20 protein-coding genes are annotated in these 20,453 nt (G+C 74.0%); 9 read left to right on the forward strand and 11 right to left on the reverse strand.

Features of this window, described 5'->3' with window-relative positions; all coding sequences use genetic code 11:
• Window positions 1–174 precede the first annotated feature (174 nt).
• Complete coding sequence (locus tag AC0666_RS25550; protein ID WP_468972198.1) at window positions 175–669, reverse strand: ribonuclease FAU-1 family protein; 495 nt, start codon at window positions 667–669, stop codon at window positions 175–177.
• Window positions 666–1,610, reverse strand: coding sequence for a GNAT family N-acetyltransferase (locus tag AC0666_RS25555; RefSeq protein ID WP_468972200.1), 945 nt, complete (start codon window positions 1,608–1,610; stop codon window positions 666–668). Before AC0666_RS25555 ends, AC0666_RS25550 begins: the two co-directional genes overlap by 4 nt.
• A gap of 80 nt (window positions 1,611–1,690) precedes the next feature.
• On the opposite strand from AC0666_RS25555, the gene AC0666_RS25560 reads away from it, so the two are divergent.
• Window positions 1,691–2,068 (forward strand): GntR family transcriptional regulator, encoded by a 378-nt coding sequence (locus AC0666_RS25560; protein WP_478708377.1) that lies wholly within the window; start codon window positions 1,691–1,693, stop codon window positions 2,066–2,068.
• A 52-nt stretch (window positions 2,069–2,120) separates the two neighbouring features.
• Here AC0666_RS25560 and AC0666_RS25565 read toward each other — a convergent pair whose 3' ends face one another.
• Entirely contained in the window at window positions 2,121–2,663 is a 543-nt protein-coding gene (locus AC0666_RS25565; protein WP_468972201.1) for a heme-binding beta-barrel domain-containing protein, read from the reverse strand.
• A 164-nt stretch (window positions 2,664–2,827) separates the two neighbouring features.
• Window positions 2,828–3,925 (reverse strand): DUF5925 domain-containing protein, encoded by a 1,098-nt coding sequence (locus AC0666_RS25570; RefSeq protein ID WP_468585915.1) that lies wholly within the window; start codon window positions 3,923–3,925, stop codon window positions 2,828–2,830.
• A gap of 206 nt (window positions 3,926–4,131) precedes the next feature.
• Between AC0666_RS25570 and AC0666_RS25575 the strand changes: the two genes are divergently transcribed.
• Entirely contained in the window at window positions 4,132–4,938 is an 807-nt protein-coding gene (locus tag AC0666_RS25575) for an SGNH/GDSL hydrolase family protein (protein WP_478708378.1), read from the forward strand.
• A 6-nt stretch (window positions 4,939–4,944) separates the two neighbouring features.
• Here AC0666_RS25575 and AC0666_RS25580 read toward each other — a convergent pair whose 3' ends face one another.
• Window positions 4,945–6,621, reverse strand: a complete 1,677-nt coding sequence (locus AC0666_RS25580; protein ID WP_478708362.1) for a serine/threonine-protein kinase — start codon at window positions 6,619–6,621, stop codon at window positions 4,945–4,947.
• A gap of 271 nt (window positions 6,622–6,892) precedes the next feature.
• Here AC0666_RS25580 and AC0666_RS25585 point away from each other — a divergent pair, with 271 nt between their 5' ends.
• Window positions 6,893–7,162 (forward strand): hypothetical protein, encoded by a 270-nt coding sequence (locus tag AC0666_RS25585; protein ID WP_030870537.1) that lies wholly within the window; start codon window positions 6,893–6,895, stop codon window positions 7,160–7,162.
• Window positions 7,163–7,198: 36 nt separating this feature from the next.
• Here AC0666_RS25585 and AC0666_RS25590 read toward each other — a convergent pair whose 3' ends face one another.
• From AC0666_RS25590 to AC0666_RS25600, 3 genes are all read right to left on the reverse strand, one after another.
• A complete protein-coding gene (locus AC0666_RS25590) occupies window positions 7,199–8,419 on the reverse strand; it encodes a CaiB/BaiF CoA transferase family protein (RefSeq protein ID WP_468972205.1) in 1,221 nt (406 codons plus the stop codon).
• A gap of 123 nt (window positions 8,420–8,542) precedes the next feature.
• Complete coding sequence (locus tag AC0666_RS25595; RefSeq protein ID WP_468972207.1) at window positions 8,543–9,331, reverse strand: ABC transporter permease; 789 nt, start codon at window positions 9,329–9,331, stop codon at window positions 8,543–8,545.
• Window positions 9,328–10,293: an ATP-binding cassette domain-containing protein gene (locus AC0666_RS25600; protein WP_478708363.1), complete on the reverse strand. Its 966-nt coding sequence runs from the start codon at window positions 10,291–10,293 to the stop codon at window positions 9,328–9,330. Before AC0666_RS25600 ends, AC0666_RS25595 begins: the two co-directional genes overlap by 4 nt.
• 68 nt (window positions 10,294–10,361) lie before the next feature.
• Here AC0666_RS25600 and AC0666_RS25605 point away from each other — a divergent pair, with 68 nt between their 5' ends.
• Complete coding sequence (locus AC0666_RS25605; protein ID WP_468972211.1) at window positions 10,362–11,090, forward strand: TetR/AcrR family transcriptional regulator; 729 nt, start codon at window positions 10,362–10,364, stop codon at window positions 11,088–11,090.
• 301 nt (window positions 11,091–11,391) lie between these two features.
• Here the strand turns inward: AC0666_RS25605 and AC0666_RS25610 are convergent, their stop codons facing one another.
• Window positions 11,392–12,519, reverse strand: coding sequence for a type ISP restriction/modification enzyme (locus AC0666_RS25610; protein WP_468972284.1), 1,128 nt, complete (start codon window positions 12,517–12,519; stop codon window positions 11,392–11,394).
• A 139-nt stretch (window positions 12,520–12,658) separates the two neighbouring features.
• Between AC0666_RS25610 and AC0666_RS25615 the strand changes: the two genes are divergently transcribed.
• On the forward strand, window positions 12,659–12,823 hold the full coding sequence (locus tag AC0666_RS25615) for a hypothetical protein (RefSeq protein ID WP_361715193.1): 165 nt from the start codon (window positions 12,659–12,661) through the stop codon (window positions 12,821–12,823).
• Between the two features lie 51 nt (window positions 12,824–12,874).
• Here the strand turns inward: AC0666_RS25615 and AC0666_RS25620 are convergent, their stop codons facing one another.
• Together AC0666_RS25620 and hmgA are read right to left on the reverse strand one after the other, a co-directional pair.
• Window positions 12,875–13,624, reverse strand: coding sequence for a GntR family transcriptional regulator (locus AC0666_RS25620; RefSeq protein ID WP_361715196.1), 750 nt, complete (start codon window positions 13,622–13,624; stop codon window positions 12,875–12,877).
• A 54-nt stretch (window positions 13,625–13,678) separates the two neighbouring features.
• Entirely contained in the window at window positions 13,679–14,998 is a 1,320-nt protein-coding gene (gene hmgA, locus AC0666_RS25625) for a homogentisate 1,2-dioxygenase (protein ID WP_468972213.1), read from the reverse strand.
• 136 nt (window positions 14,999–15,134) lie between these two features.
• Between hmgA and AC0666_RS25630 the strand changes: the two genes are divergently transcribed.
• From AC0666_RS25630 to AC0666_RS25645, 4 genes are all read left to right on the forward strand, one after another.
• The gene (locus AC0666_RS25630) at window positions 15,135–17,222 is read left to right on the forward strand and encodes a right-handed parallel beta-helix repeat-containing protein (protein ID WP_478708364.1); all 2,088 of its coding nucleotides are present in this window, start codon (window positions 15,135–15,137) and stop codon (window positions 17,220–17,222) included.
• Window positions 17,223–17,401: 179 nt separating this feature from the next.
• Window positions 17,402–18,247: a cupredoxin domain-containing protein gene (locus AC0666_RS25635; RefSeq protein ID WP_478708379.1), complete on the forward strand. Its 846-nt coding sequence runs from the start codon at window positions 17,402–17,404 to the stop codon at window positions 18,245–18,247.
• 65 nt (window positions 18,248–18,312) lie between these two features.
• Window positions 18,313–19,632 (forward strand): hypothetical protein, encoded by a 1,320-nt coding sequence (locus tag AC0666_RS25640; protein WP_468972286.1) that lies wholly within the window; start codon window positions 18,313–18,315, stop codon window positions 19,630–19,632.
• A gap of 36 nt (window positions 19,633–19,668) precedes the next feature.
• The gene (locus tag AC0666_RS25645; protein ID WP_468972287.1) at window positions 19,669–20,289 is read left to right on the forward strand and encodes a TetR/AcrR family transcriptional regulator; all 621 of its coding nucleotides are present in this window, start codon (window positions 19,669–19,671) and stop codon (window positions 20,287–20,289) included.
• Window positions 20,290–20,453 lie beyond the last annotated feature (164 nt).

Raw genomic sequence — 20,453 nt, forward strand, 5'->3', positions numbered from 1 at the left:
GAATCAGCCTGCGCGGCGCCGACCCCCCGTAGGTCCGGCGCCGCACCAGGCCCTCCCTGGCCTCGCCAAACTAGCCCTCCGCACCACCGGTTTCGTCCGATGGAGCCCCCTGGCGGAGATCCTTAGGCTCCGCTTAAGGAACCACTAAGCGGGCCCACAGAAAGAGGCCCGGGCTCAGGCCAGGAGGGCGGTCAGGCCCGCGGGGGAGTGGGCCTGGGCGGCCAGGGCGTCGAGGACGCGCAGCGCCTCGGCCGCCGCCTGCGGGTCGGACCGCGCGAGGCCGCTCGCCGCGAACTCGTCCTCGTCCAGCCGCAGTACGCTGCTGCCGTCCGCGGAGACCCACAGGTCGAGGTCCAGGTCCTCCACCAGGATCTCGCCGTCCCGCACCACCGCCGGGCGCGTGACGTCGCAGTACCAGCCCTTGAGCACGCCCCCGCCGGTACGGACCTCCTTGACCGCGTACCAGCGTCCGCGCCAGAAGTGCTCGGTGAACACGTCACCCGGCTCGAAGCGCACGAAGCCGAAGTCCCGTACGCCCTCGGCCGCCCAGGGGGCCCGGACGCAGATGCGGTCGCCGGTGTCGGCGACCAGGGTGGCGGGATAGCGGATCTTGGTGCGGCCGGCCTTGGTCAGGGCCACGGTCACCCGGTCCGCGGGGCGGTCTGTCATCGCATCTGCTCCAGTGCCTTGGTGTAACGGGTCTCGGTCGCGCAGATCGCGTACCCGAACTTCCGGTTGACGGCGAGCATCGGCCCGTTCCCGGCGTCGTTGCCGGTGAACGCCTCGGTGTACCCAGCGGCGCGCGCCCGGTGCAGGGACACCGTCTTGGCGAGCCGGGCCAGGCCCCGGCCGCGGAAGGCCTCCAGGGTGCCGGTCATCGCCGAGCCGTACCGCGTGGCGCCGTCGGTGCGGGCGGCGGCGAAGGCGGCGACCGCACCGTCGACGAGGACCACCGTGGTCAGGTCCTTGTCGAGCTGGGGGTCGTCCCAGGTGCTGCGCAGCCAGTCCTCGTAGTCGTCCAGCAGCACCGGTACGTCGCCCGGCTCGTCGGCGCTGACCGCTGCGTCGGCCTCGTACAGCGGGCGCGGGTCCGCCGCGAAGGCGGAGCCGGAGCGGAGCTCGACACCGGGGGGAAGGTCGGCCGGGTACGGCGGCAGCGCGGCGTCGGCCAGGTCCAGGCGCAGGAAGTGCGCCGAACGGCTGGGACGGTAGCCGTGCCGTGCGGCGAAGGCGCGGTGGGCGGGCTCGTCGAGGACCCAGGCGTACACCTGCACCGCGCCCTGGGCGGCCAGGTACTCCTCGGCGGCGCGCAGCAGTGCCGTGCCCGCGCCGAGGCCGCGGTGCGCGGGGTCCACGTAGGCGTTGACGAAGGCCCGGCCCGGCTGGAGGGCTTCGTGGGCGATGCCGACCTGGGCGGTGCCGACGACACGGCCGTCGGCGTCCTCGGCGACGAGGATCCGGTAGCGCTTCGCGGGGTGGGCGGAGGCCAGTTCGAAGGCCACGCCGGCGCTGGTGGTGATCATGAAGGGCAGCGCCGCGCGGCGCACGCGTACGACGGACTCCACGTCCGGGAGGTCACCCCGGTGCAGGTCGCGGATCAGTGCGGTCATGGGCCGACCGTAGGTGCGGGGCGGGGGCGGACGCCTCCGAATTTCCCGCCCGATGGGGGAGAATCGGCGGCGTGACCCCGATGAACCTGAAGATCCGGATCGACGGTGCGGCCGGTGCGGCCGCCCCGTACGAGCAGTTGCGCGCGCAGATCGCACAGGCGGCGAGGACGGGCAGGCTGCCGGTGGGCTACAAGCTGCCGACGGTGCGCGGGATGGCGGAGGAGCTGGGGCTGGCCGCGAACACCGTCGCGAAGGCGTACCGGGCGCTGGAGGGGGACGGGGTGATCGAGACGCGCGGGCGCAACGGCACGTTCGTCGCGGCGGCCGGTGAAGGGGCGGCCCGGGAGGCGGCCGCCGCCGCCCAGGCCTACGCGGAGCGGGCGCAGCGGCTGGGTCTGACCGCGGACGAGGCGACGGCGGCCGTGCTCGACGCCCTGCGGGCCCGCTTCGGCGGGTAGCCGCGCGCGGGGCCGCGAGGCCGGGCGGCCCGCGCCGGCCGATCCCTTCGGGTCAGGCCTTGTGCGGGCGCAGGCGGGCGCCGAGGTGGTGCTGGAGGGGCCGGCCCATCGCCGCCATGTCCTGCGCGATCTCCAGCTCCCCGTCCCGGAGGGTGTACCGGCGCCGCATGGCGGTCACCTCCTTGGCCCGGGGCGTGCGCGCCACATGGTCGGTCGTGAGCTCGATCGCGGTGCCGGACACCCGGCCGACGTACGTCTCCACGATGCCGGTGGGATGGGCGAGGACCACCTCCAGGGAGGCGTCCGGCATGATCCGCCACCAGCCCGACTCCCGCCCGGACGGGCGCAGGGCCGTCCCCGACTCGTCGATCAGCCAGGCGCGCGACTCGTAGCGCAGGAACGGCCTGCCGTCGTGGCTGAAGGTGATCTCCTGCTCGTACCGGAAACCCTGCTCCAGGGTGGGGTATTCACCGCGCCCGCGGCCGTGCCAGCGTCCCAGGAGGGGCAGGACCGGCTCCAGCTGCGGGTGCGGCTCGGGGCCCTCGCCGAGGACGTGGCTGTCGGGGTACGGATTGTCCTGCGCCGCTTCGAACACGGGGCACTCTCCTGTTCGGTGTGTCCCGGGCGCGGCGGTCCCGGCTGCCCGGGCAGCCCCGCGCCCGGGCTTCTCGTCGGGCCCCATTGTCCTCGGCACCGCCCCGCGGCTGGCGAGGACCGGCCCGACTACAGGTACAGGCTCGCCTACAGGTACAGGCCCGACTACAGGTAGAGGCCCGCCTCCGCGCCCTGGCCCTGCGGCGGCAGCAGGGACGCCGGACCGGCGCCCCGGCGCAGGGCGAAGAGCTCGGCCAGCGTGGCGCCCTCCCGGGAGACGCCCTCCTCGGAGCCGAGCCACTCCACCGCCTCCCCGTGCGTCAGCCGCCCGACCTCGATCCGGGCCAGGCACCGCCCCGGGCGGACCACCGCGGGATGCAGCCGCTCCAGGTCCTCGTTGGTCGTCACCCCCACCAGCACGTTGCGGCCCTGCCCCAGCAGACCGTCCGTCAGGTTGAGCAGCCGGGACAGCGCCTGCCCGGCGGTGTGGCGGGCCTCGCCGCGGATCAGCTCGTCACAGTCCTCCAGCAGCAGCAGCCGCCACCGGCCCTTCGAGGTGCCCTCGTCCTCGCCGATCGCGATGTCCATCAGGTAGCCCACGTCGTTGAACAGCCGCTCCGGGTCCAGGACGCAGTCCACCTGGCACCAGTCCCGCCAGGACCGGGCCAGGGTCCGCAGCGCCGAGGTCTTCCCGGTGCCCGGCGGCCCGTGCAGCAGGAGCAGCCGGCCGGCGATGTCGTCCGGGGTGACCTTCATCAGGCGGTCCATCGCCCCGGCCACCGGCGCCGTGTAGTTCTGCCGCACCTCCGCCCAGGTGCCGGCCGCGATCTGGCGGGTCGTCCGGTACGGGCCGCGGCGCGGGGAGACGTACCAGAACCCCATCGTGACGTTCTCCGGCTGCGGTTCGGGCTCGTCCTGCGCGCCCTCGGTGGCCTCGCCCAGCACGCCCGCGGCGAGTTCCTCGCTCACGGCCGTCACCGTCACGTCCGCGCCCCGGCTCCAGCGGGACACGAGCACGGTCCAGCCCTCGCCCTCCGCGAGGACGGCGCTGCGGTCGGAGTCGCGCGCCGAACGCAGCACGGTGGCCGAGGGCGGAAGCAGGGTCGCCTCGGCCTTCACCCGCTCGATCGAGACGCTGTGCGAGTAGGGCTGCTCGCCGGACGCGAACCGGCCGAGGAACAGGGCGTCCACGACATCCGACGGGGAATCGCTGTCGTCGACGTTGAGCCGGATCGGCAGTGCGTCGTGCGGCTGGGATGGCATGGCGCCCATGATCCGGCACGAAGTGGCCCCGTGCACCTGTGTTTCGCCGGATCGGGTGCCCAAGTTCCCTCTTCAAACGCACCGCCCGTGAAGGTTCGGGAGGTAACCCTGCCCCGAATATTCTTGGCATGGACACTTCCAGCCATCCTCGGCTCCTTGTACCACGGACTCAGGAGTAACCCCCACAAGGAGCCGCACACATGAGCATGAGAATGTCGCGTCGCTTCGCAGCCCTCACCTCCTCCCTGTTACTCGCCGCAGGCGCCGCCCTGTTCGGCGCCGGACAGGCGGCCGCCGCCTCGGCCGACTTCGGTTACGTCGCCCTCGGAGACTCGTACTCCTCGGGCGTCGGCGCCGGCAACTACGACAGCGCGAGCGGATCCTGCAAGCGGACCAGCCGCGCCTATCCCGCCCTCTGGGCCGCCGCCCACTCCCCGCAGACCTTCTCCTTCGCCGCCTGCTCGGGCGCCCGCACGGGTGACGTCCTCTCCGGGCAGCTCGGTCCGCTGAACTCCGGCACCGACCTCGTCAGCATCACCATCGGCGGCAACGACGCCGGATTCTCCGACGTCATGACGACCTGTGTGCTCCAGTCCGAATCCACCTGCATCAGCAGGGTCAACCAGGCCAAGGCCTACGTCGACTCCACGCTGCCCGGCCAGCTCGACCAGGTCTACAACGCCATCCACGGCAGGGCGCCGGGTGCCCGCGTGGTGGTCCTCGGCTACCCGCGCTTCTACAAGCTCAACGGAACCTGCGTCACCGGCCTCACCGAGGGCGAGCGTTCCGCCATCAACGGCGCGGCCGACTACCTGAACGCCGCCATCGCCAAACGCGCCGCCGACCACGGGTTCACCTTCGCCTCGGTCGCCGGCGCCTTCACCGGCCACGAGATCTGCTCCGGCGACGCGTGGCTGCACAGCGTCAACTGGCTCAACATAGGCGAGTCGTACCACCCGACCGCCGCCGGACAGTCCGGCGGGTACCTGCCGGTCCTGACCAACGCCGCCTGACCGCCGTCACCGCTCCGGAGCGGGCGCCGGGTCCGGCGGTGCCGTACCCGGTGAGGCGCTCGGCGACGTGCTCGAACCGGGGGAGGCCCCGCCCGTCGGGGCCTCCTTCCCGCACGTCACGGAGAACTCCACCCAGTCCGAGGCCGTCGCCGCCGGGCCCCGTACCTCCAGCCGGACCGCGTCGCGGAAGGTCGCGTTCGGGAAGTGGGTGAGCTCGGTGTGGTCGAGCCGGCGTACGGCGGCCTCCTGGGCCGCGTACGTGACGGTCCGCCAGCCGGGGCCGGAAGTGAGCCCGCTCCGCGTCACCCACCGGTACTCCAGGGTGGCGGGCGTACGGTCCACCGTGAGGTCGGCGGTGAAGGCCGGGGCCGCCGAGGCGGCCGGCGGGCAGCTCCCGCTGTAGCTGTCGCGGACGGCACGGACGGCTGCCGTGGCATGCGGGACGGGTGTGGCCGAAGGTGACGCGGAGGCCGAAGCCGACGCCGAGGCGGACGCGGAGGCCGAGGGGGCTGCCGAAGGGGAGGCCGCTCCCGTCGCTCGCGTGGACGCGGAGCCCCCGCCCGCCGGTCGCCCGTCTCCCGGGCCCGCGGCGTCCCGGTCCCTCAGCAGCAGCCATCCCAGCGCGGCCAGTGCCAGCAGCAGCACCACGATCCCGAGGACCAGCACCACCCCAGCGTGTCCCTGTCGGGCCGGGGCCGGCGCCGGGCCCGGCAGTGGGGCCGCCAAGGGCGCCGTCCGCCGCGTGGCCCCCGCCCCCTCGTGCCGGTGCTGCACGACGGCCGTGGGGGCGTCCGGCCCCGACACCGGCCCGCCGGCGTCCCGTACGGTCCCGCCCGCGCCGATGATCCGCAGCATCCGGGCCGCCTCCGCCGCGGGGAGCCGCTCGTCGGGGTCCTTCCGGAGCAGCCCCTCCAGTACGGGCGCCAGCGGCCCCGCGCGGCGCGGCGGCGGCACCTCCTCGTCCGCCGCGGCCCGCAGGGTCGCGAGCGGCGTATCGCGCCGGAAGGGCGAGACCCCCTCGACGGCCGTGTAGAGCATCACCCCGAGCGACCACAGGTCCGATGCGGGCCCCGGCTCACGTCCCGCGGCCCGCTCCGGTGCGACGAACTCGGGGGAGCCCACCACCTCTCCCGTCATGGTGATCGCCGCGGAGCCTTCCAGCCGCGCGATCCCGAAGTCGCTCAGCACCACCCGCCCGTCGTTGGCCACCAGCACGTTGCCGGGCTTCACGTCCCGGTGCAGCACCCCCGCCTCGTGCGCGGAGCGCAGCGCGGCCAGCACCTGCTCGCCGAGGTGCGCGGTCCGCTGCGGGGTGAGCGGCCCCTCGGCCTCCAGCACGTCGGCCAGCGACAGGCCGCGCACCAGCTCCATCACGATCCACGGCCGGCCGTCCTCGGTCGCCACGTCGTAGACCGTGACGACCCCGCGGTGCGAGACCCGGGCCGCGGCCCAGGCCTCCCGCTCCAGGCGCCGGTACATCCGGCCCACCTCGGCCCCGTCCAGCCCGGCCGGTGCCCGGACCTCCTTGACCGCCACCTCGCGGCCCAGCAGTTCGTCGCGGGCCCGCCACACGATGCCCATGCCGCCCCGGCCGAGCGGACCGAGCAGCCGGTAGCGGTCGGCCAGGACACGCCCGGACCCGGCGTCCGATTCCCCGTCCCTGCCACGCATGTCGTCACTCATACGAGCCCCCCAGGCGCATCCGCGTGTTACCGGGCGATCACTCCACGTTAGCGCAGCGTGCGCCACGTGGCCCCTGCAGCGGCAGAACACCGCCCGACCCTCCCCCAACCCCCGCGGTCCGTGCGGAGAGTGACGGTCGACTCCGCTGAGTAATCGTCAACTCCCCGTCTCCATAGGGGTAATTCACACCACCGGGATACCCGAGGGCGATGTGGGGACGATAGGGTTACCCTGCCCGGGCCGGGTGCCCTCGTACGGGTGGGGAGAGATCATGGAACAGATAGCAATGCGCAGCAGGCCGCCTCGCGTGCCTGCCATCACCTGCGGCAGCAGTGCGACCAGCTCGCGCCTCGACCGCCACCTCGCCGTGCTGGGCGGACCCGCCGTCCCGCACCGTGAGGTCGCCGAGGCGACCCTGCTGATGCGCGAGCTCACCTCCCGCGACCACACGCACCGCCTGCGGAGCCGGAGCGCGCGCGTCTCGCTCTTCGCGCCGCTGCGCCGTCTGCGTCGCACGCTCTTCGGCAGCCGCCGCTCGTAAAACGTCCCCGACCCCCCGGAAGTTTCGCCCCCGGCCCTACGCAACCACACCATCCCGGCGCAGTGTCGTGATCTGCGCGCCCGTCATCCCCAGGGCGCGCAGCAGGGCCTCGGTGTGTTCGCCGAGCGCGGGCACCGCTCCCATCCGCGGTGCCGCGCCATCCGGCAGTCCGATCGGCGGCAGCAGCGCCCGCAGCGGACCGGCCGGTGACCCCACCTCACGCCACCGGTCCCGGGCCGCCAACTGCGGATGGGCCGCGAGCTGGGCCACGGAGTTCAGCCGCGCACACGCGATGCCCGCAGCCTCCAGCCGTTCGATCGCCTCACCGGCGTCCAGCAGGGCCAGGGCCTCCGCGACCACCGCATCGGTCTTCTCCCGGCCCCGCGTGCGTGCCGCGTTCGTCGCGTACGCCGGATCATCGGCCAACTCGGGGCGTCGCAGCACCCCTTCGGCCAGCCGCCGCCACTCCCGGTCGTTCTGCACCGACAGCAGCACCCGGTCCCCGTCCGCCGTGGGGTAGGCGTCGTACGGGGCGATCACGGCGTGCGCCAGACCCGTGCGCACGGGCTGGTCCCCGCCGTGCATCGTGTGGTGCAGCGGATGCCCCATCCACTCCGCGAGCGCGTCCAGCATCGACACCTCCACACGGCCGCCGCGTCCCGTGGTCCCGCGGCGCAGCAGCGCCGCGAGCACTCCCGAGAACGCGTACATGGCCGCGGCGATGTCGGCCGCCGGGATGCCCGCCTTGACGGGCTGCTCCGGGGTGCCGGTCACCGAGACCAGCCCCGCCTCGCACTGCACGAGCATGTCGTAGGCGCGCTTGTGCGCGTACGGGCCCTCGGCGCCGTAGCCGGAGATGTCCACGGCGACCAGTCGTGGATACCGCGCGCACAGGGCCGCCGAGTCCAGCCCGAGCCGGGCGGCCGCGCCCTGCGCCAGGTTCTGTACGAACACGTCGGCACCGTCCAGCAGGCCGTGCAGGATCTCCAGGCCGCGCGGATCCTTCAGGTCGAGCGCGATCGACTCCTTGCCCCGGTTGGCCCACACGAAATGCGAGGCCAGTCCCTGGGCGGCGGTGTCGTAGTCCCGCGCGAAGTCACCGCCGTCGGGCCGCTCGACCTTGACGACCCGGGCCCCGAGGTCGGCGAGCTGGCGGGTGGCGAAGGGGGCCGAGACGGCCTGCTCCACCGCGACGACGGTGACGCCGTCGAGGGGGAGGGGCTCTGCGGGCTGCGGGGCGGGAGGAGTGACAGACATACAGCCTGCCTACCGGTTCCCACCCCGCCCTGTCATCGGACACGGGGTCGCATTCCGATCACGGGTGTGGCCCGTCCGCAGTGTTCCGTACGGCGGAGCGCCCGGCCCCGCGCCCGGTCCCGCTCAGTCCCGGCCGCGTGCGAACCGGCGTGCGGCCGGAGGTGCGCACAGGGCCAACAGCACCAGCGACCAGAGCAGGGCCCCCGCGACCGGATGCGCGGCCGGCCAGGCGGCGCCCGGCGCGGGCTCGCCGCCCGCGTTCCCGCACAGCGTGCGCACCGCCGTCGCGACCGCGCTGATCGGGTTCCACTCGGCGACCGTCCGCAGCCACCCGGGCAGCCCGGCGGTCGGCAGGTACGCGCTGGACAGCATCGGCAGGACGAAGGTGGCGCTGCCGAGCTGGCCCGCCGCCTCCTCGCTCTTGCTGAGCAGGCCCAGGTACGTCCCCGCCCACGCGGCGGCGAAACGGAACAGCAGCAGCACGCCCAACGCCCCCAGCGCGCCCGGCAGCCCGTTCTCGATGCGCCACCCCATCGCCAGCCCCACCAGCATCAGCGGCACCATCGACACCGTGGTCGTCAGCAGATCGGCGGCGGTCTGCCCGAGCGGGACGGCCGCGCGGCTCATCGGCAGGGTCCGGAAGCGGTCCGTCACCCCGCGGTGGGCGTCCTGTGCGGCCGTGAACATGCCGGTCATCAGGCCGTTGGCGGCGGTGGCGGCCAGCAGCCCCGGCACCAGGAACTCGCGGTAGTCGGAGCCCGGCATGGCGAGCGCGCTGCCGAAGACGTAGCCGAAGAACAGCAGCATGACGATCGGCATGGTCTGGGTCAGGACCAGCAGCGCCGGAGCATGCCGGACCTTCTGCAGCTGACGGGTGAGGACGGCGCCGCCGTCCGACAGCAGGGTGCTCATGCCGCGTGCTCCTCGGGGGTGGCGGTACGGACCTGGGTGAGACGCAGGAACACCTCGTCCAGGGTGGGCGGGCGCAGGGCGGCATCGGTGACCGCCACCCCGGCGGTGTCCAGCGCGCGGATGATCCGGGGCAGCGTGAGCCCGGTGTCCAGCACGCTCACCCCGGCGGTCAGGCGCTCCTCGTCGAGCACGGGCCGGCCGCCGGTGAGCTGGTCGAGTACGACGGCCGCGCCCGCGAGCGCGTCCGCCTCGGCGACGGTGACCTCGGCGCGGGCGCCGATCCGGGCCTTGAGCTCGGCCGGGGTGCCGGTGGCCACGGCCCGGCCGTGGTCCACCACGACGATGTCGTCGGCGAGCCGGTCGGCCTCCTCCAGGTACTGGGTGGTGAGCAGGACCGTCGTGCCCTCCGCGGCCAGGTCCCGCACCGCCGTCCAGATGTCCTCGCGGGCGGCCGGGTCCAGGCCGGTGGTGGGTTCGTCGAGGAAGAGCACGCGGGGGCGGGTGATCAGCGCGGCGGCCAGGTCCAGGCGCCTGCGCATACCGCCCGACCAGGTGGAGGCCACCCGGTCGGCGGCCTCGCCCAGCCGGAAGCGGTCCAGCAGCTCGTCGGCGCGGGCCCGGCCGGACCGCCCGCGCAGCCCGGCGAGGCGGGCGAACAGCCGCAGGTTCTCACGGCCGGTCAGATCGCCGTCGACCGAGGCGTACTGGCCGGTGACCCCGATGGCGCGGCGGATGGCACCGGGGTCGCGGGTCACGTCGTGGCCGGCGACGAGGGCGCGCCCGCCGGAGGGCCGGGTGAGGGTGGTGAGGATCCGGACCGCGGTGGTCTTTCCCGCGCCATTGGGGCCGAGCAGTCCGCAGACCGTGCCTTCGGGCACCGCCAGATCGAGACCGCGCAGGGCGTGCACCTCGCCGAAACGCTTCTCCAGTCGCTCACTAAGTACACCGTACGTAGTTGTCATGGAGGCACCCTACCCCACTACGTACGGTGTACGTAACTAGCATGGAGGCGAGGACGAGGTGATGAGCGATGACAGCCAGCGGGCGACCCGCCCAACCCGAGGTGATCTGGGCCCGCCCGCAGCGGGCCGGCCGCGGCCCCCGGCCGGCGCACAGCCGCGAGTCGATCGCGGCCGAGGCCGTGCGGATCGCCGACGCGGAGGGGATCGAGGCCGTCTCGATGCGCCGCGTGGCGGCGGGGATCGGCGCGGGGACGATGTCCCTCTACAACTACGTGCCGCGCAAGGAGGACCTGTACGAGCTGATGGTCGACGCGGTCAGCGGCGAGTACGCACTGCACCCGCCGACCGGCGACTGGCGGGCCGACCTGCTCGCGCTGGCCCGACAGACCCGCGCGCTGATGCACCGCCACCCCTGGCTGCCGCGGCTGCTGTCGCCCGTCCACGGCTTCAGCCCGAACGCCCTGCGCTACCTGGAGCACTGCCTGGACTGCCTGGCGCCCCTGGAGGTGCCGGACGGGGAGAAGCTGGAGCTCGTCGCGGCGGTGAACGGCACGGTGGCGACCTACGTGGCGAGCGAACTGGCCATGGCCGAGCGCGCCCGGTCGCTGCCCTGGAGCGAAGCCGCCGAACAGGACGTACGAGCGGCCTACCTGGGCTCGTGCCTGGCGACCGGGCAGTACCCGAGGCTGGCGGCCGCCTTCGGTGCGAGCCATCCGGTCGCGGCGGCGGCCGCAGAGCCGGACGCGGTGTTCGCCCGCTGGGTGTCCCGGTTGTTGGGAGCCTGGGACCCGGCCTAGTGCTGTGACCGGAAAGGTCCACCGGGTCGCGCCGCCCGGCACGGCACCTCGCTGCGTTGTCGGACCGCGCAAGTACGTCCAGTACGAGCCGCGGGCCTCCGCCTTGCGATGCACCGCACCGCACCGGACAACGCAACCCGGCAAACCTTCCCGGCCACAGCACTAGACGCCCGCGCGGCCGGCCCGGGGGCGGCCGCGCGGGCCCGGCGTGGGCCTCGCGCGCAGGCCCGGGGGCGGCCCGGGTCGGCGTGGGCGCGGGCGCGGGGCCCGGGCCGGCCCGGCGGGCCCCCGCCGGCCGGCCTCAGAGCAGGGCGAACTGGCCGCCCGGGCCCTCCTCCTGGTGGTCCAGTACGGAGGCCGGGCGGCGCGACCAGCGCGGCGGCGGCAGTACGCCCGCGGCGCCCAGGGCGGCGGCGGGCAGCAGCGGCCCGGGCGTGAACTCCGCCCGTTCCGGCGCCAGATCGGCCAGCAGGGCAAGGGTGGTGACCAGCGCCAGCAGCTCCGAGGTCCAGGCCTGCGGCCAGGCCGCGGGTCCGATCGCCTCCAGCCCCTCGGCCTCCGGGTCGCGGTGCGCCGCGCGGGCGGCGAACCACGCCTCCAGCACCCGCGTACCGTCGGGCGCCTCGTACTCCCAGGCCCCGGCGGGGACCGGGGAGATCGTCCCGGTGCCCAGGCTCAGCGTCTCGCTCTGCGGGTCGTACGCGAGCCCGTCCGGCCAGGCCGGGATCGCCGAGCGGACGTACGGGCGGCGCCCGCCGGGCAGTCGGGGCGGCTCGCCCCCGGGGCCGCCGCGCAGCTGGACGGTGAGGATGCGGTGGCCGAGTTCCAGGCCGGCCCGCCAGCGCCCGGGGTCGGCGGTGAGCGGGACCTCGTACCCCCGGGGCCCCGGGCGGCCGGCGGCGAGGACCCAGCGCAGCACGTCCTCCGGGGCGACCCGGCCGCCGTAGCGCTCACCGAGCAGGGGCAGCAGGCCCGGCGCGAGATTGGGCTCCGCGCTCCCGGGACGCCGGTGCAGGGGGCGGATCCGGCCCAGGCGGCCCACCGGAAGGTGCGCGGTGACCAGCAGCTCGGGGGTCTCGACGGCGAAGAGCTGGTGCTCGTCCAGGACCCGCCACAGCTCGGGGCGGGCCAGGTCGATGAGCCGCTGGTCGGGCAGCAGCCACTGCTCGTCGAACGGCTCGCGCAGCACCCGTACCGGCTCCGGGCAGGGCCCCGGTGCGTCGGCGAAGCGGGCGGTGGACGGGGAGCGCCGGCCGGGCAGCGCCGCCGCCCCGGCGGCGGGCGTACGCGCGCGGCTCGGGCGGAACAACCGCTCCTGCTCCCGTTCTTCGGCGCTGGTCAGGGCCGCCCAGCGGGCACGGAGGGCGGCCGGGTCGGGAGCCGCGACCCAGGCCCGGCCCAGGCGCAGGGAGCCCACGGCCCAGGGCATCAGATCGTCCAGCAGGGGTACGTCTTCGCTCACCCGGCAGATGGTAGCGACGGTGTCCCGGAGCTACGCTCCTTATGTACGGAACGTGTGGAATGTGCGGCGATCAGTCGCCGCGGCCCACCGATTCGAGGAGACGGCCATGAGTCAGTACGACGAATACTCGACTCCGTCGCAGGCCGAGGGAGAGCGGCTCGACGAGGACATGGACGAGAAGGAGAAGAAGCAGCGTCACGCGGAGACGATGCGCACCACCCCGTCCCAGGCCGAGGGCGAGCGCGGCGCGGACGACGACGAGAAGAAGTGACGACGAAGCGGAAGCGGAAGGGCGCGCAAGCGGCCCCGTCCCCGCTCCGGCTCAGTGGGCGTCGACGGTGACCGTGAACGAGAACCGGTCACCGCGATAGCGGATCCGCGCCACGTCCACGACCCGGCCGTCCTCGTCGTACGTCACGCCCGTGTAGTGCAGGATCGGGCTGAGCAGCGGCACCTGGAGCAGCTCGGCCGTCTCCGGGTCGGCGAGGCGCGCCTCCACGGTGTCCGTGATCCGGCTGATCCGCACGCCCACCACGTCGCGCAGCACCTTCGTCATCGGCCAGCGGGCGAGATCGGCCAGATCCACGGCGTCCGCGATCTCCGGCCGCACGGCGTTCTCCGCCCAGTTGGTCGGCTCGCCGCTCTCCCCGTCGTGGCGCAGCCTGCGGTACGTGACGACCTCGGGAATGTCCGGGAAGTGCTCCAGCAGCTCCCCGGGCACACCCGTCCGCGCATGGCCGAGAATCGTCGTACGTTCGCCCGACTGCTGCGCCACGATCGCGTCGACCGAACCGAGCAGCCGCACCGGAGCCCCGCGCCGCGCCCCCGGCTCGATGAACGTGCCGCGCCGCCGGTGCCGGCTGATCAGCCCCTCGCCCTCCAGCTCCTTCAGCGCCTGCCGCATCGTCAGCACGCTCACCCCGTAGTGCTCGGCGAGCTGCTCCTCGGTGGGCAGGCGCAGCGAGGCGTCCGGGGTGCGCCCCAGTATCGAGGCGCGCAGTGACTGCGAGACCTGGTACCAGAGCGGCAGCTTCCGGTTGAGTACGAGCGAGTCGGGGGCGAAGGCGGTCACGGGTGGTTCTCCGTACGGGAGGCGCGGGGGCGTGCGGCGGGCTGCCACCGCATCCTAGGCGCGGAAGTGGCGTTCGAGCCCCTGCCAGACGTCGTCGTACCCGCGCTGGAGGTGGTCGGCGCCGGCCGCCTGGGAGGTGGTGGTGATCGGCCAGCGGGTCTCGAACATGAAGGCCAGACCGTCGTCGATCTTCTGGGGCTTCAGCTCGGCGGCGCTGGCCCGGTCGAAGGTCTCCCGGTCCGGTCCGTGGGCCGACATCATGTTGTGGAGGGAGCCGCCGCCGGGGACGAAGCCCTCGGCCTTGGCGTCGTAGGCGCCCTCGATCAGGCCCATGTACTCGCTCATCACGTTGCGGTGGAAGTACGGCGGGCGGAAGGTGTCCTCGCCGACCAGCCAGCGCGGGGCGAAGACCACGAAGTCGACGCCGGCCAGGCCCGGGGTGTCGGAGGGCGAGGTCAGCACGGTGAAGATCGACGGGTCGGGGTGGTCGTAGCTGATCGAGCCGAGCACGTTGAAGCGGCGCAGGTCGTACACGTAGGGGACGTGGGTGCCGTGCCAGGCGACGACGTCCAGCGGGGAGTGGTCGTAGGTCGCGGACCAGAGGTTGCCGCAGAACTTGTTGACCACCTCGGTCGGGCGCTCGTCGTCCTCGTACGCCGCCACGGGGGCCTTGAAGTCGCGCGCGGCAGCGAGGCCGTTGGCGCCGATGGGGCCGAGGTCCGGCAGCTCGAAGGGGCGGCCGTAGTTCTCGCAGACGTAGCCGCGGGCGGGGGCGTCGTCGTCGAGGAGCTCCACGCGGAAGCGGATCCCGCGCGGGATCAGGGCCACCTCGCCGGGACGGGCGCTGAGCAGGCCGAACTCGGTGCGCAGGAGCAGGCCGCCGCGCTCGGGGACGATCAGCAGCTCGCCGTCGGAGTCGCTGAACACCCGGTCGGTCATGGAGGCATTGGCGGTGTAGAGGTGGATGGCCATGCCGGCGCGCTGGGTGGCGTCGCCGTTGCCGCCGAGGGTCCACAGCCCGGCGAGGAAGTCGGTGCCGGGGGCCGGGTCGGGGAGCGGGTTCCAGCGCAGCCGGTTGGGGTCGGCGGGAGCCTCGGTGAACGGCGCGGTGCGCAGGGATCCGTTGTCGGTGCGGGTGAAGGCCGGGTGGGCGGCGGAGGGGCGGATCCGGTAGAGCCAGGAGCGGCGGTTGTGGCGGCGGGGCTCGGTGAAGGCGCTGCCGCTGAGCTGCTCCGCGTACAGCCCGAGGGGCGCGCGCTGGGGCGAGTTCCGGCCGGGCGGGAGCGCGCCGGGGACGGCCTCCGAGCTGTGCTCGTTGCCGAAGCCGGTGAGGTACTCCAGCGCCTCCGCCGTCTTCCTGGCCTGCTCGCTCATGGGGTGCTCCCGCTCTGTCGAAGGAATCCTATGCTCGACAGTAGGATTCTGCGCCGCCCGCGTCAATGGCCCCCTGCCGGTATTCGCCGTGCCGCGGGGGCTCCAAAAAGATGAACATTGCTCTACTCTCACGCGCATGTCGTGGACCCGCAGGTTCCCTGCCGTGCCGGCGGCGCTCCTCGCCGCCCTCCTCGCCCTCCTGTCGCTGCTCGCCTCCGCGCCCGCAGCCCGCGCACACGAGGAGCGCCCGGTGGCCCTCCCGGACGGCTCCGGGTCCGTGCCCCGCCACCGGACGACCGAGCCCGAACTGCTGGTCTGCAAGACCGACCGGGCCGCCTTCGAGCACCGGATATCCGCGTTCCCGCAGGAGCTGAAGCAGCGCAACCTCGCCCTGTACGAACGCTGCGAGAAGAGCGGCTACCGGCACCTCCAGGAGGCCGTGGACGCCGTCGACCGCCCCGGCATGAACATCGCGATCCTTCCCGGCCTCTACGAGGAGGAGCCCTCGCTGCCACCGCCCACGGGGGAGTGCGCGAGGCTGAGGGCCCCCAACTCCTCGCTCGGCTACCAGATCCTGTCCTACGAGCAGCAGGTGCAGTGCCGGCACAACCAGAACCTCGTCGCCGTCCTCGGCAAGACCGACCTCCAGATCGAGGGCACCGGCGCCTCCCGGCAGGACGTCGTCATCGACGCGAAGTACCAGAAGCTGAACGCCATCCGCGCGGACAGGTCGAACGGCATCTACTTCCGCAACTTCACCGCGCAGCGCACCACCTTCAACTCCCTGTACGTGCTGGCGGGCGACGGGTTCGTCATCGACGACGTGCTGACGCGCTGGAACGACGAGTACGGCTTCCTCACCTTCGCCAGCGACCACGGGCTCTACAAGAACTGCGAGTCCTACGGCAACGGCGACTCCGGCATCTACCCGGGCAGTGCCTCCGACATCAACGACGGCCGCGGCTACGACGTGCCCCGTTACTCGATCGAGATCACCGGCTGCCACAGCCACCACAACATGGTCGGCTACTCCGGCACCGCGGGCGACTCCGTGTGGGTCCACGACAACGAGTTCGACCAGAACATGGGCGGCGCCTCGATGGACAGCGCCTTCCCCGGCCACCCCGGACTCCCGCAGAACCACGCCAAGTTCGAACGCAACCTCATCCACGACAACAACGCCGACTACTACCACCACGTCGCCGACGGCACCTGCGCCAAACCGCCGATCGAGCGCGGCTACGAGCAGGGCGTCGTCTGCCCGCAGATCTCCATGCCGCCGGGCACCGGCATCATCACCGCGGGCGGCAACTGGAACGTCTACGAGAACAACTGGGTGTACGGGCACCGCCGCGCGGGCTTCTTCCTCTCGGCCGTACCCGCCTTCATCCGTGGCGAGGAGGAGTGGTCCAAGCAGGCGGACACCTCGCACCACAACCGGTACGCGGGCAACGTGCTCGGCAAGGACCGCTCCGGCGCCGCCCGCCCGAACGGCATGGACGTGTGGTGGGACGGCCAGGGCCGTGGAAACTGCTGGCAGGCCGGACCGGACGGCTCCACCCCCGGCACCCTCCCCGAGTGCGGAGACCGCCGGGGAGCGGTGTCGGGCGGCTCGGCGCGCCTGGTGGGCGAGCCGGTGAAACTGGCCCAGCTGCTGGTCTGCGCGGACTACAACGTACAGGCCCGCAAGCTTCCGGCCGGCTGTGACTGGTACGGCGCACGCGGTCTTGAGCGGGTGGAGACCCAGATCGCGCTGGCCGTCGCGGCGGTGCTGCTGCTGGTGGGCGGGGTGCTGTGGTGGCGCCGCCTGCGCGGCTCCCGCCTGGGAACGGCGGCGTCGCTGCTGGGCCTGGCCGGACTCGTCCTGGACGTGGCGGGCTCCACCATGCCGCTGACCGCCACCCCGGTCCCGGCGCTGGCCCTGCTCCTGCTCGGCCTGTCGTGGACGGGCGCCGGCCTCGCCCTGCGCCCCACCCGCCCCTGGCTGGCGCGGCTGAGCCTGCTGCTGGGCGCCCTGACCCTGCTGGACGCCTTCGACAAGGGGGTGCTGATGATCCCCTGGACCCCGGTCGGCCCCGCCTGGATCCGCGCGGTGGTGGCCGTCGTATGGACCCTGTGGGCCGTCATCGCCTCGGCCCGCCCCGGCGACCCCTCGGGCGACCGCAGCCCCGTCCCGGCCGACCCCACCCCGGCCCTGCACGCCGAAGCCGGAGGCCCGCAGTGACCAACCGGCCGACCCCCCGCGCCCCGACCCCGACCCCGCCCGGCGTCGGCCAGCCGGCCCCGACGCCACCCCACCCCCGCGAGGCGGTCCCGCCGCCGCCCGGCGTCGGCGGGCCGGCCCCGGCGCCGAGCGGTGGCCGCCGGAGCGCCGGGTCCCGACGGGCGGCCCGGGCCGCCGCCCTGCTCGGGGTCGTTCTGCTGCTCGTGGGCGGCGCGGCGGCGGGCTGCGGCGGGCGGGCCACCACCCACCACAAGCCCGGCACCACCCACGAGCAGGCCACCGGCACCGCGGGCACCCTGCTCGACACCCGCGACGGCGCCGGTCACCGGCTCCGCGAAATTCCGGCCGAGGGTGCGCCGGAGATCCAGCTCGCCGCCCGCCCCGACTCCGAGGACGGCTGGAACCTCCGCCTGACGGTGAAGAACTTCCGCTTCACCCCCGACAGCACCGGCGGCGCCGCCCTCCCAGGCGCGGGCCACGCGCACCTGGAGCTCGACGGCCGCACCCTTGCCCGGCTGTACGGCCCTTGGTTCCACCTGCCCGCGGCGCAGGTCCCCGAGGGCGCGCACACCCTGACCGTCCGCCTCTACGCGGACGACCACACCGCCTGGGCCGTCGCCGGAAAGCCGGTCGAAGCCGCGACCGGACTCACCGGCACCGCCGCCGGCGCGGGCCCCAGTACCGGCGCGGCCCCGGGGGCGGACCACAGCCACGCCCCGCCCACCTCCCCGGAAGCGCAGGCCCCGTCCCCGGAGGCACGGGCCGACCGCACGGTCACCCTCGCCGTTCGCGACGGCAAGGTCACCCCCGCCCCCGGCCGCACCGAAGTGAAGCGCGGCGAGCGCGTGGCCCTGCGCGTCACCAGCGACCGCGCCGACACCCTGCACGTCCACGGCTACGACAAGGAACTCGCCCTGCCCGCAGGCCGGGAGGCCACCCTGGTCCTGACGGCCGACCGTACGGGTCTCTTCGAGGTCGAGACCCATGAGTCCCACCTCGTCCTGACCCAGCTCCTCGTCCGATGAGCCTGCCGGCGCCGATCCCCGCCGGGGCCGCCCCGGGCGCCGGGGGCGGTGGCGGCGGCCAGGGCGTGGTCCTTCACCCGGCCGATCCGCTCACCGTCCTCGCACACGGGATCGGGTCCCAGCACGATCTGCCCATCTCTCCCTTCTACGCATTCGCCGGTGCCTTCGCCGCCCTGTTCGTCTCCTTCCTCGCGCTCGGCCTGCTCTGGTCGTCCTCCCGCTTCCGCGGCGACCGCGCGGGCCACCCCCTGCCCGCCGCCCTCCAGCAGGTGGCCGACGCGCCAGCCACCCGCACCGGCCTGCGCGGGCTGGGCCTGGCCGCCGCGCTCGCCGTCCTCCTCCACCTCCTCCTCGGTCCCGACGACCCCGCACGCAACCCCGCTCCCGGCGCCGTCTACGTCCTCCTCTGGGTCGGCCTCGTCCCCACCTCCCTTCTGCTCGGCCCCATCTGGCGGCTGCTCAACCCGCTCCGGACACTGCACCGCCTGTCGTCCCGCCTGCTGCACCGCCTGCCGTCCCGCCGCCGGCCTGCGGCTACGCGCCCCCTTCCCGTCCGGCTCGGGCAGTGGCCTGCCGCCGCCGGACTGTTCGCCTTCACCTGGCTGGAGCTCGTCGCCCCCGATCCCGCATCCACCACCACCCTCCTGATCGCCCTCGCCGTCTACGGCACCGCCCACCTCGGGCTCGCCGCCCGCTTCGGCGAGCGCTGGTTCGCCGAAGCGGACGCCTTCGAGGCGTATTCCGCCCTCTTCGCCCGGCTCTCCCCCCTCGGCCGCCGCAGCGACGGCCGGCTCGTCCTGCGCAACCCCTTCGACGGACTCGACGCGACGCCCGAGCGGCCCGGACTCGTTGCCACCGTCTGCGTCCTGCTCGGCTCCACCGCCTACGACGGCTACTCCGACAGCCCGTCGTGGATCAACACCATCCAGACCTCCCCCCTCGGGCGCACCCCCACGGCCACGCTCGGACTCCTCGGCTCCATCGCCCTCGTCGCCACCCTGTACTGCCTGTGCGCGGCGGCCACCCGCCTCGCCTGCGGCCCGCTCCCCGGCCCGCTGACCGCCTTCGCGCACTCACTCGTGCCGATCGCGCTCGGCTATCTCACCGCCCACTACTTCTCCCTTCTCGTCACCGAAGGACCACGCACAGTAATCATGGCACTCGGCACTGACAACGCCCCCGAACCCTTGCCCCCACTGGGTCCCGGGGGTCTCGCCACCCTCCAGGTCCTCGCCGTCGTCAGCGGTCACGTACTCGGCGTGATCGCCGCCCACGACCGCTGTGTACGCCTCTTCCCACCCGCCAAGGCCGTCGCAGGCCAGCTGCCCCTGCTGGCGCTGATGGTCATTTACACCCTCGGAGGCATCGGCCTCCTGCTGAACTGAGACCGGCTGCTGGACCACGACGCCAGGACCGGCATGATGGACCCCGTGCCCCCCGCCCACCCCTTGCGCCGTACGCCGATCCAGCAGCGCAGCGCCGACCGGCTCGCCCGGATCCTCGACGCCTGCGCCGAAGTCCTCGACGAGACGGGCTACGAGAACCTCAGCACGCGGGCCGTCGCCCTGCGCGCCGGCGTGCCGATCGGCTCCGTCTACCGCTTCTTCGGCAACAAGCGGGCCATGGCACTCGCCCTCGCCCACCGCAACCTCGACCGGTACGTCGAAGGCATCACGGACCGCCTCGCCGCGCTCCCCGCCACCGACTGGCGGCCCGTCGTCGACGCCGTGCTCGACGAGTACCTCGCCATGAAGCGCACCGTCCCCGGCTTCGCCTTCATCGACTTCGGGGTGCCCGCACCGCCCCCCGAAGGCCCTGGCGCCGACCCCAACCGGTTGGTGGCCGTACGCCTCACCGAACTGCTCGCTGCGCACCTCGGGCTGACCCCCGACCCCGCCCTGGAACGCGCCGTCCTGGTCGCCGTCGAGGCCACCGACGCCCTGACGAACCTGGCCTTCCGGGCCGACCCGGTCGGCGATCCCGGCATCGTGGCCGAGACGCGGGCGATGATGCACGCGTATCTCGCCCGCGTCCTGGACTGACCGGCCGCGGGCCGACCGGCCGCGGGCCGACCGGCCGCGGACTGACCGTCACCGGCTGACCGGCCACGCTCCCGGCAGGGCCGTCCCCGCGCACTCCGAGGCGCGCACCCCCTCCCCTCCGTGCCTACCGGTCGGTATGCTCGGGGCGCCCGCGTGTCCGTGCC

This window comes from Streptomyces sp. NPDC043680, assembly GCF_056436685.1.

What these genes read in the sequence shown, in the direction of transcription:
- AC0666_RS25550 (WP_468972198.1), bottom strand. Translation starts at nt 669, where the DNA reads ATGACAGACCGCCCCGCGGACCGGGTGACCGTGGCCCTGACCAAGGCC.
- AC0666_RS25555 (WP_468972200.1), bottom strand. Translation starts at nt 1,610, where the DNA reads ATGACCGCACTGATCCGCGACCTGCACCGGGGTGACCTCCCGGACGTG.
- AC0666_RS25560 (WP_478708377.1), top strand. Translation starts at nt 1,691, where the DNA reads ATGAACCTGAAGATCCGGATCGACGGTGCGGCCGGTGCGGCCGCCCCG.
- AC0666_RS25570 (WP_468585915.1), bottom strand. Translation starts at nt 3,925, where the DNA reads ATGCCATCCCAGCCGCACGACGCACTGCCGATCCGGCTCAACGTCGAC.
- AC0666_RS25575 (WP_478708378.1), top strand. Translation starts at nt 4,132, where the DNA reads ATGAGAATGTCGCGTCGCTTCGCAGCCCTCACCTCCTCCCTGTTACTC.
- AC0666_RS25580 (WP_478708362.1), bottom strand. Translation starts at nt 6,621, where the DNA reads ATGAGTGACGACATGCGTGGCAGGGACGGGGAATCGGACGCCGGGTCC.
- AC0666_RS25585 (WP_030870537.1), top strand. Translation starts at nt 6,893, where the DNA reads ATGGAACAGATAGCAATGCGCAGCAGGCCGCCTCGCGTGCCTGCCATC.
- AC0666_RS25590 (WP_468972205.1), bottom strand. Translation starts at nt 8,419, where the DNA reads ATGTCTGTCACTCCTCCCGCCCCGCAGCCCGCAGAGCCCCTCCCCCTC.
- AC0666_RS25595 (WP_468972207.1), bottom strand. Translation starts at nt 9,331, where the DNA reads ATGAGCACCCTGCTGTCGGACGGCGGCGCCGTCCTCACCCGTCAGCTG.
- AC0666_RS25600 (WP_478708363.1), bottom strand. Translation starts at nt 10,293, where the DNA reads ATGACAACTACGTACGGTGTACTTAGTGAGCGACTGGAGAAGCGTTTC.
- AC0666_RS25605 (WP_468972211.1), top strand. Translation starts at nt 10,362, where the DNA reads ATGACAGCCAGCGGGCGACCCGCCCAACCCGAGGTGATCTGGGCCCGC.
- AC0666_RS25610 (WP_468972284.1), bottom strand. Translation starts at nt 12,519, where the DNA reads ATGCCCTGGGCCGTGGGCTCCCTGCGCCTGGGCCGGGCCTGGGTCGCG.
- AC0666_RS25615 (WP_361715193.1), top strand. Translation starts at nt 12,659, where the DNA reads ATGAGTCAGTACGACGAATACTCGACTCCGTCGCAGGCCGAGGGAGAG.
- hmgA (WP_468972213.1), bottom strand. Translation starts at nt 14,998, where the DNA reads ATGAGCGAGCAGGCCAGGAAGACGGCGGAGGCGCTGGAGTACCTCACC.
- AC0666_RS25630 (WP_478708364.1), top strand. Translation starts at nt 15,135, where the DNA reads ATGTCGTGGACCCGCAGGTTCCCTGCCGTGCCGGCGGCGCTCCTCGCC.
- AC0666_RS25645 (WP_468972287.1), top strand. Translation starts at nt 19,669, where the DNA reads ATGGACCCCGTGCCCCCCGCCCACCCCTTGCGCCGTACGCCGATCCAG.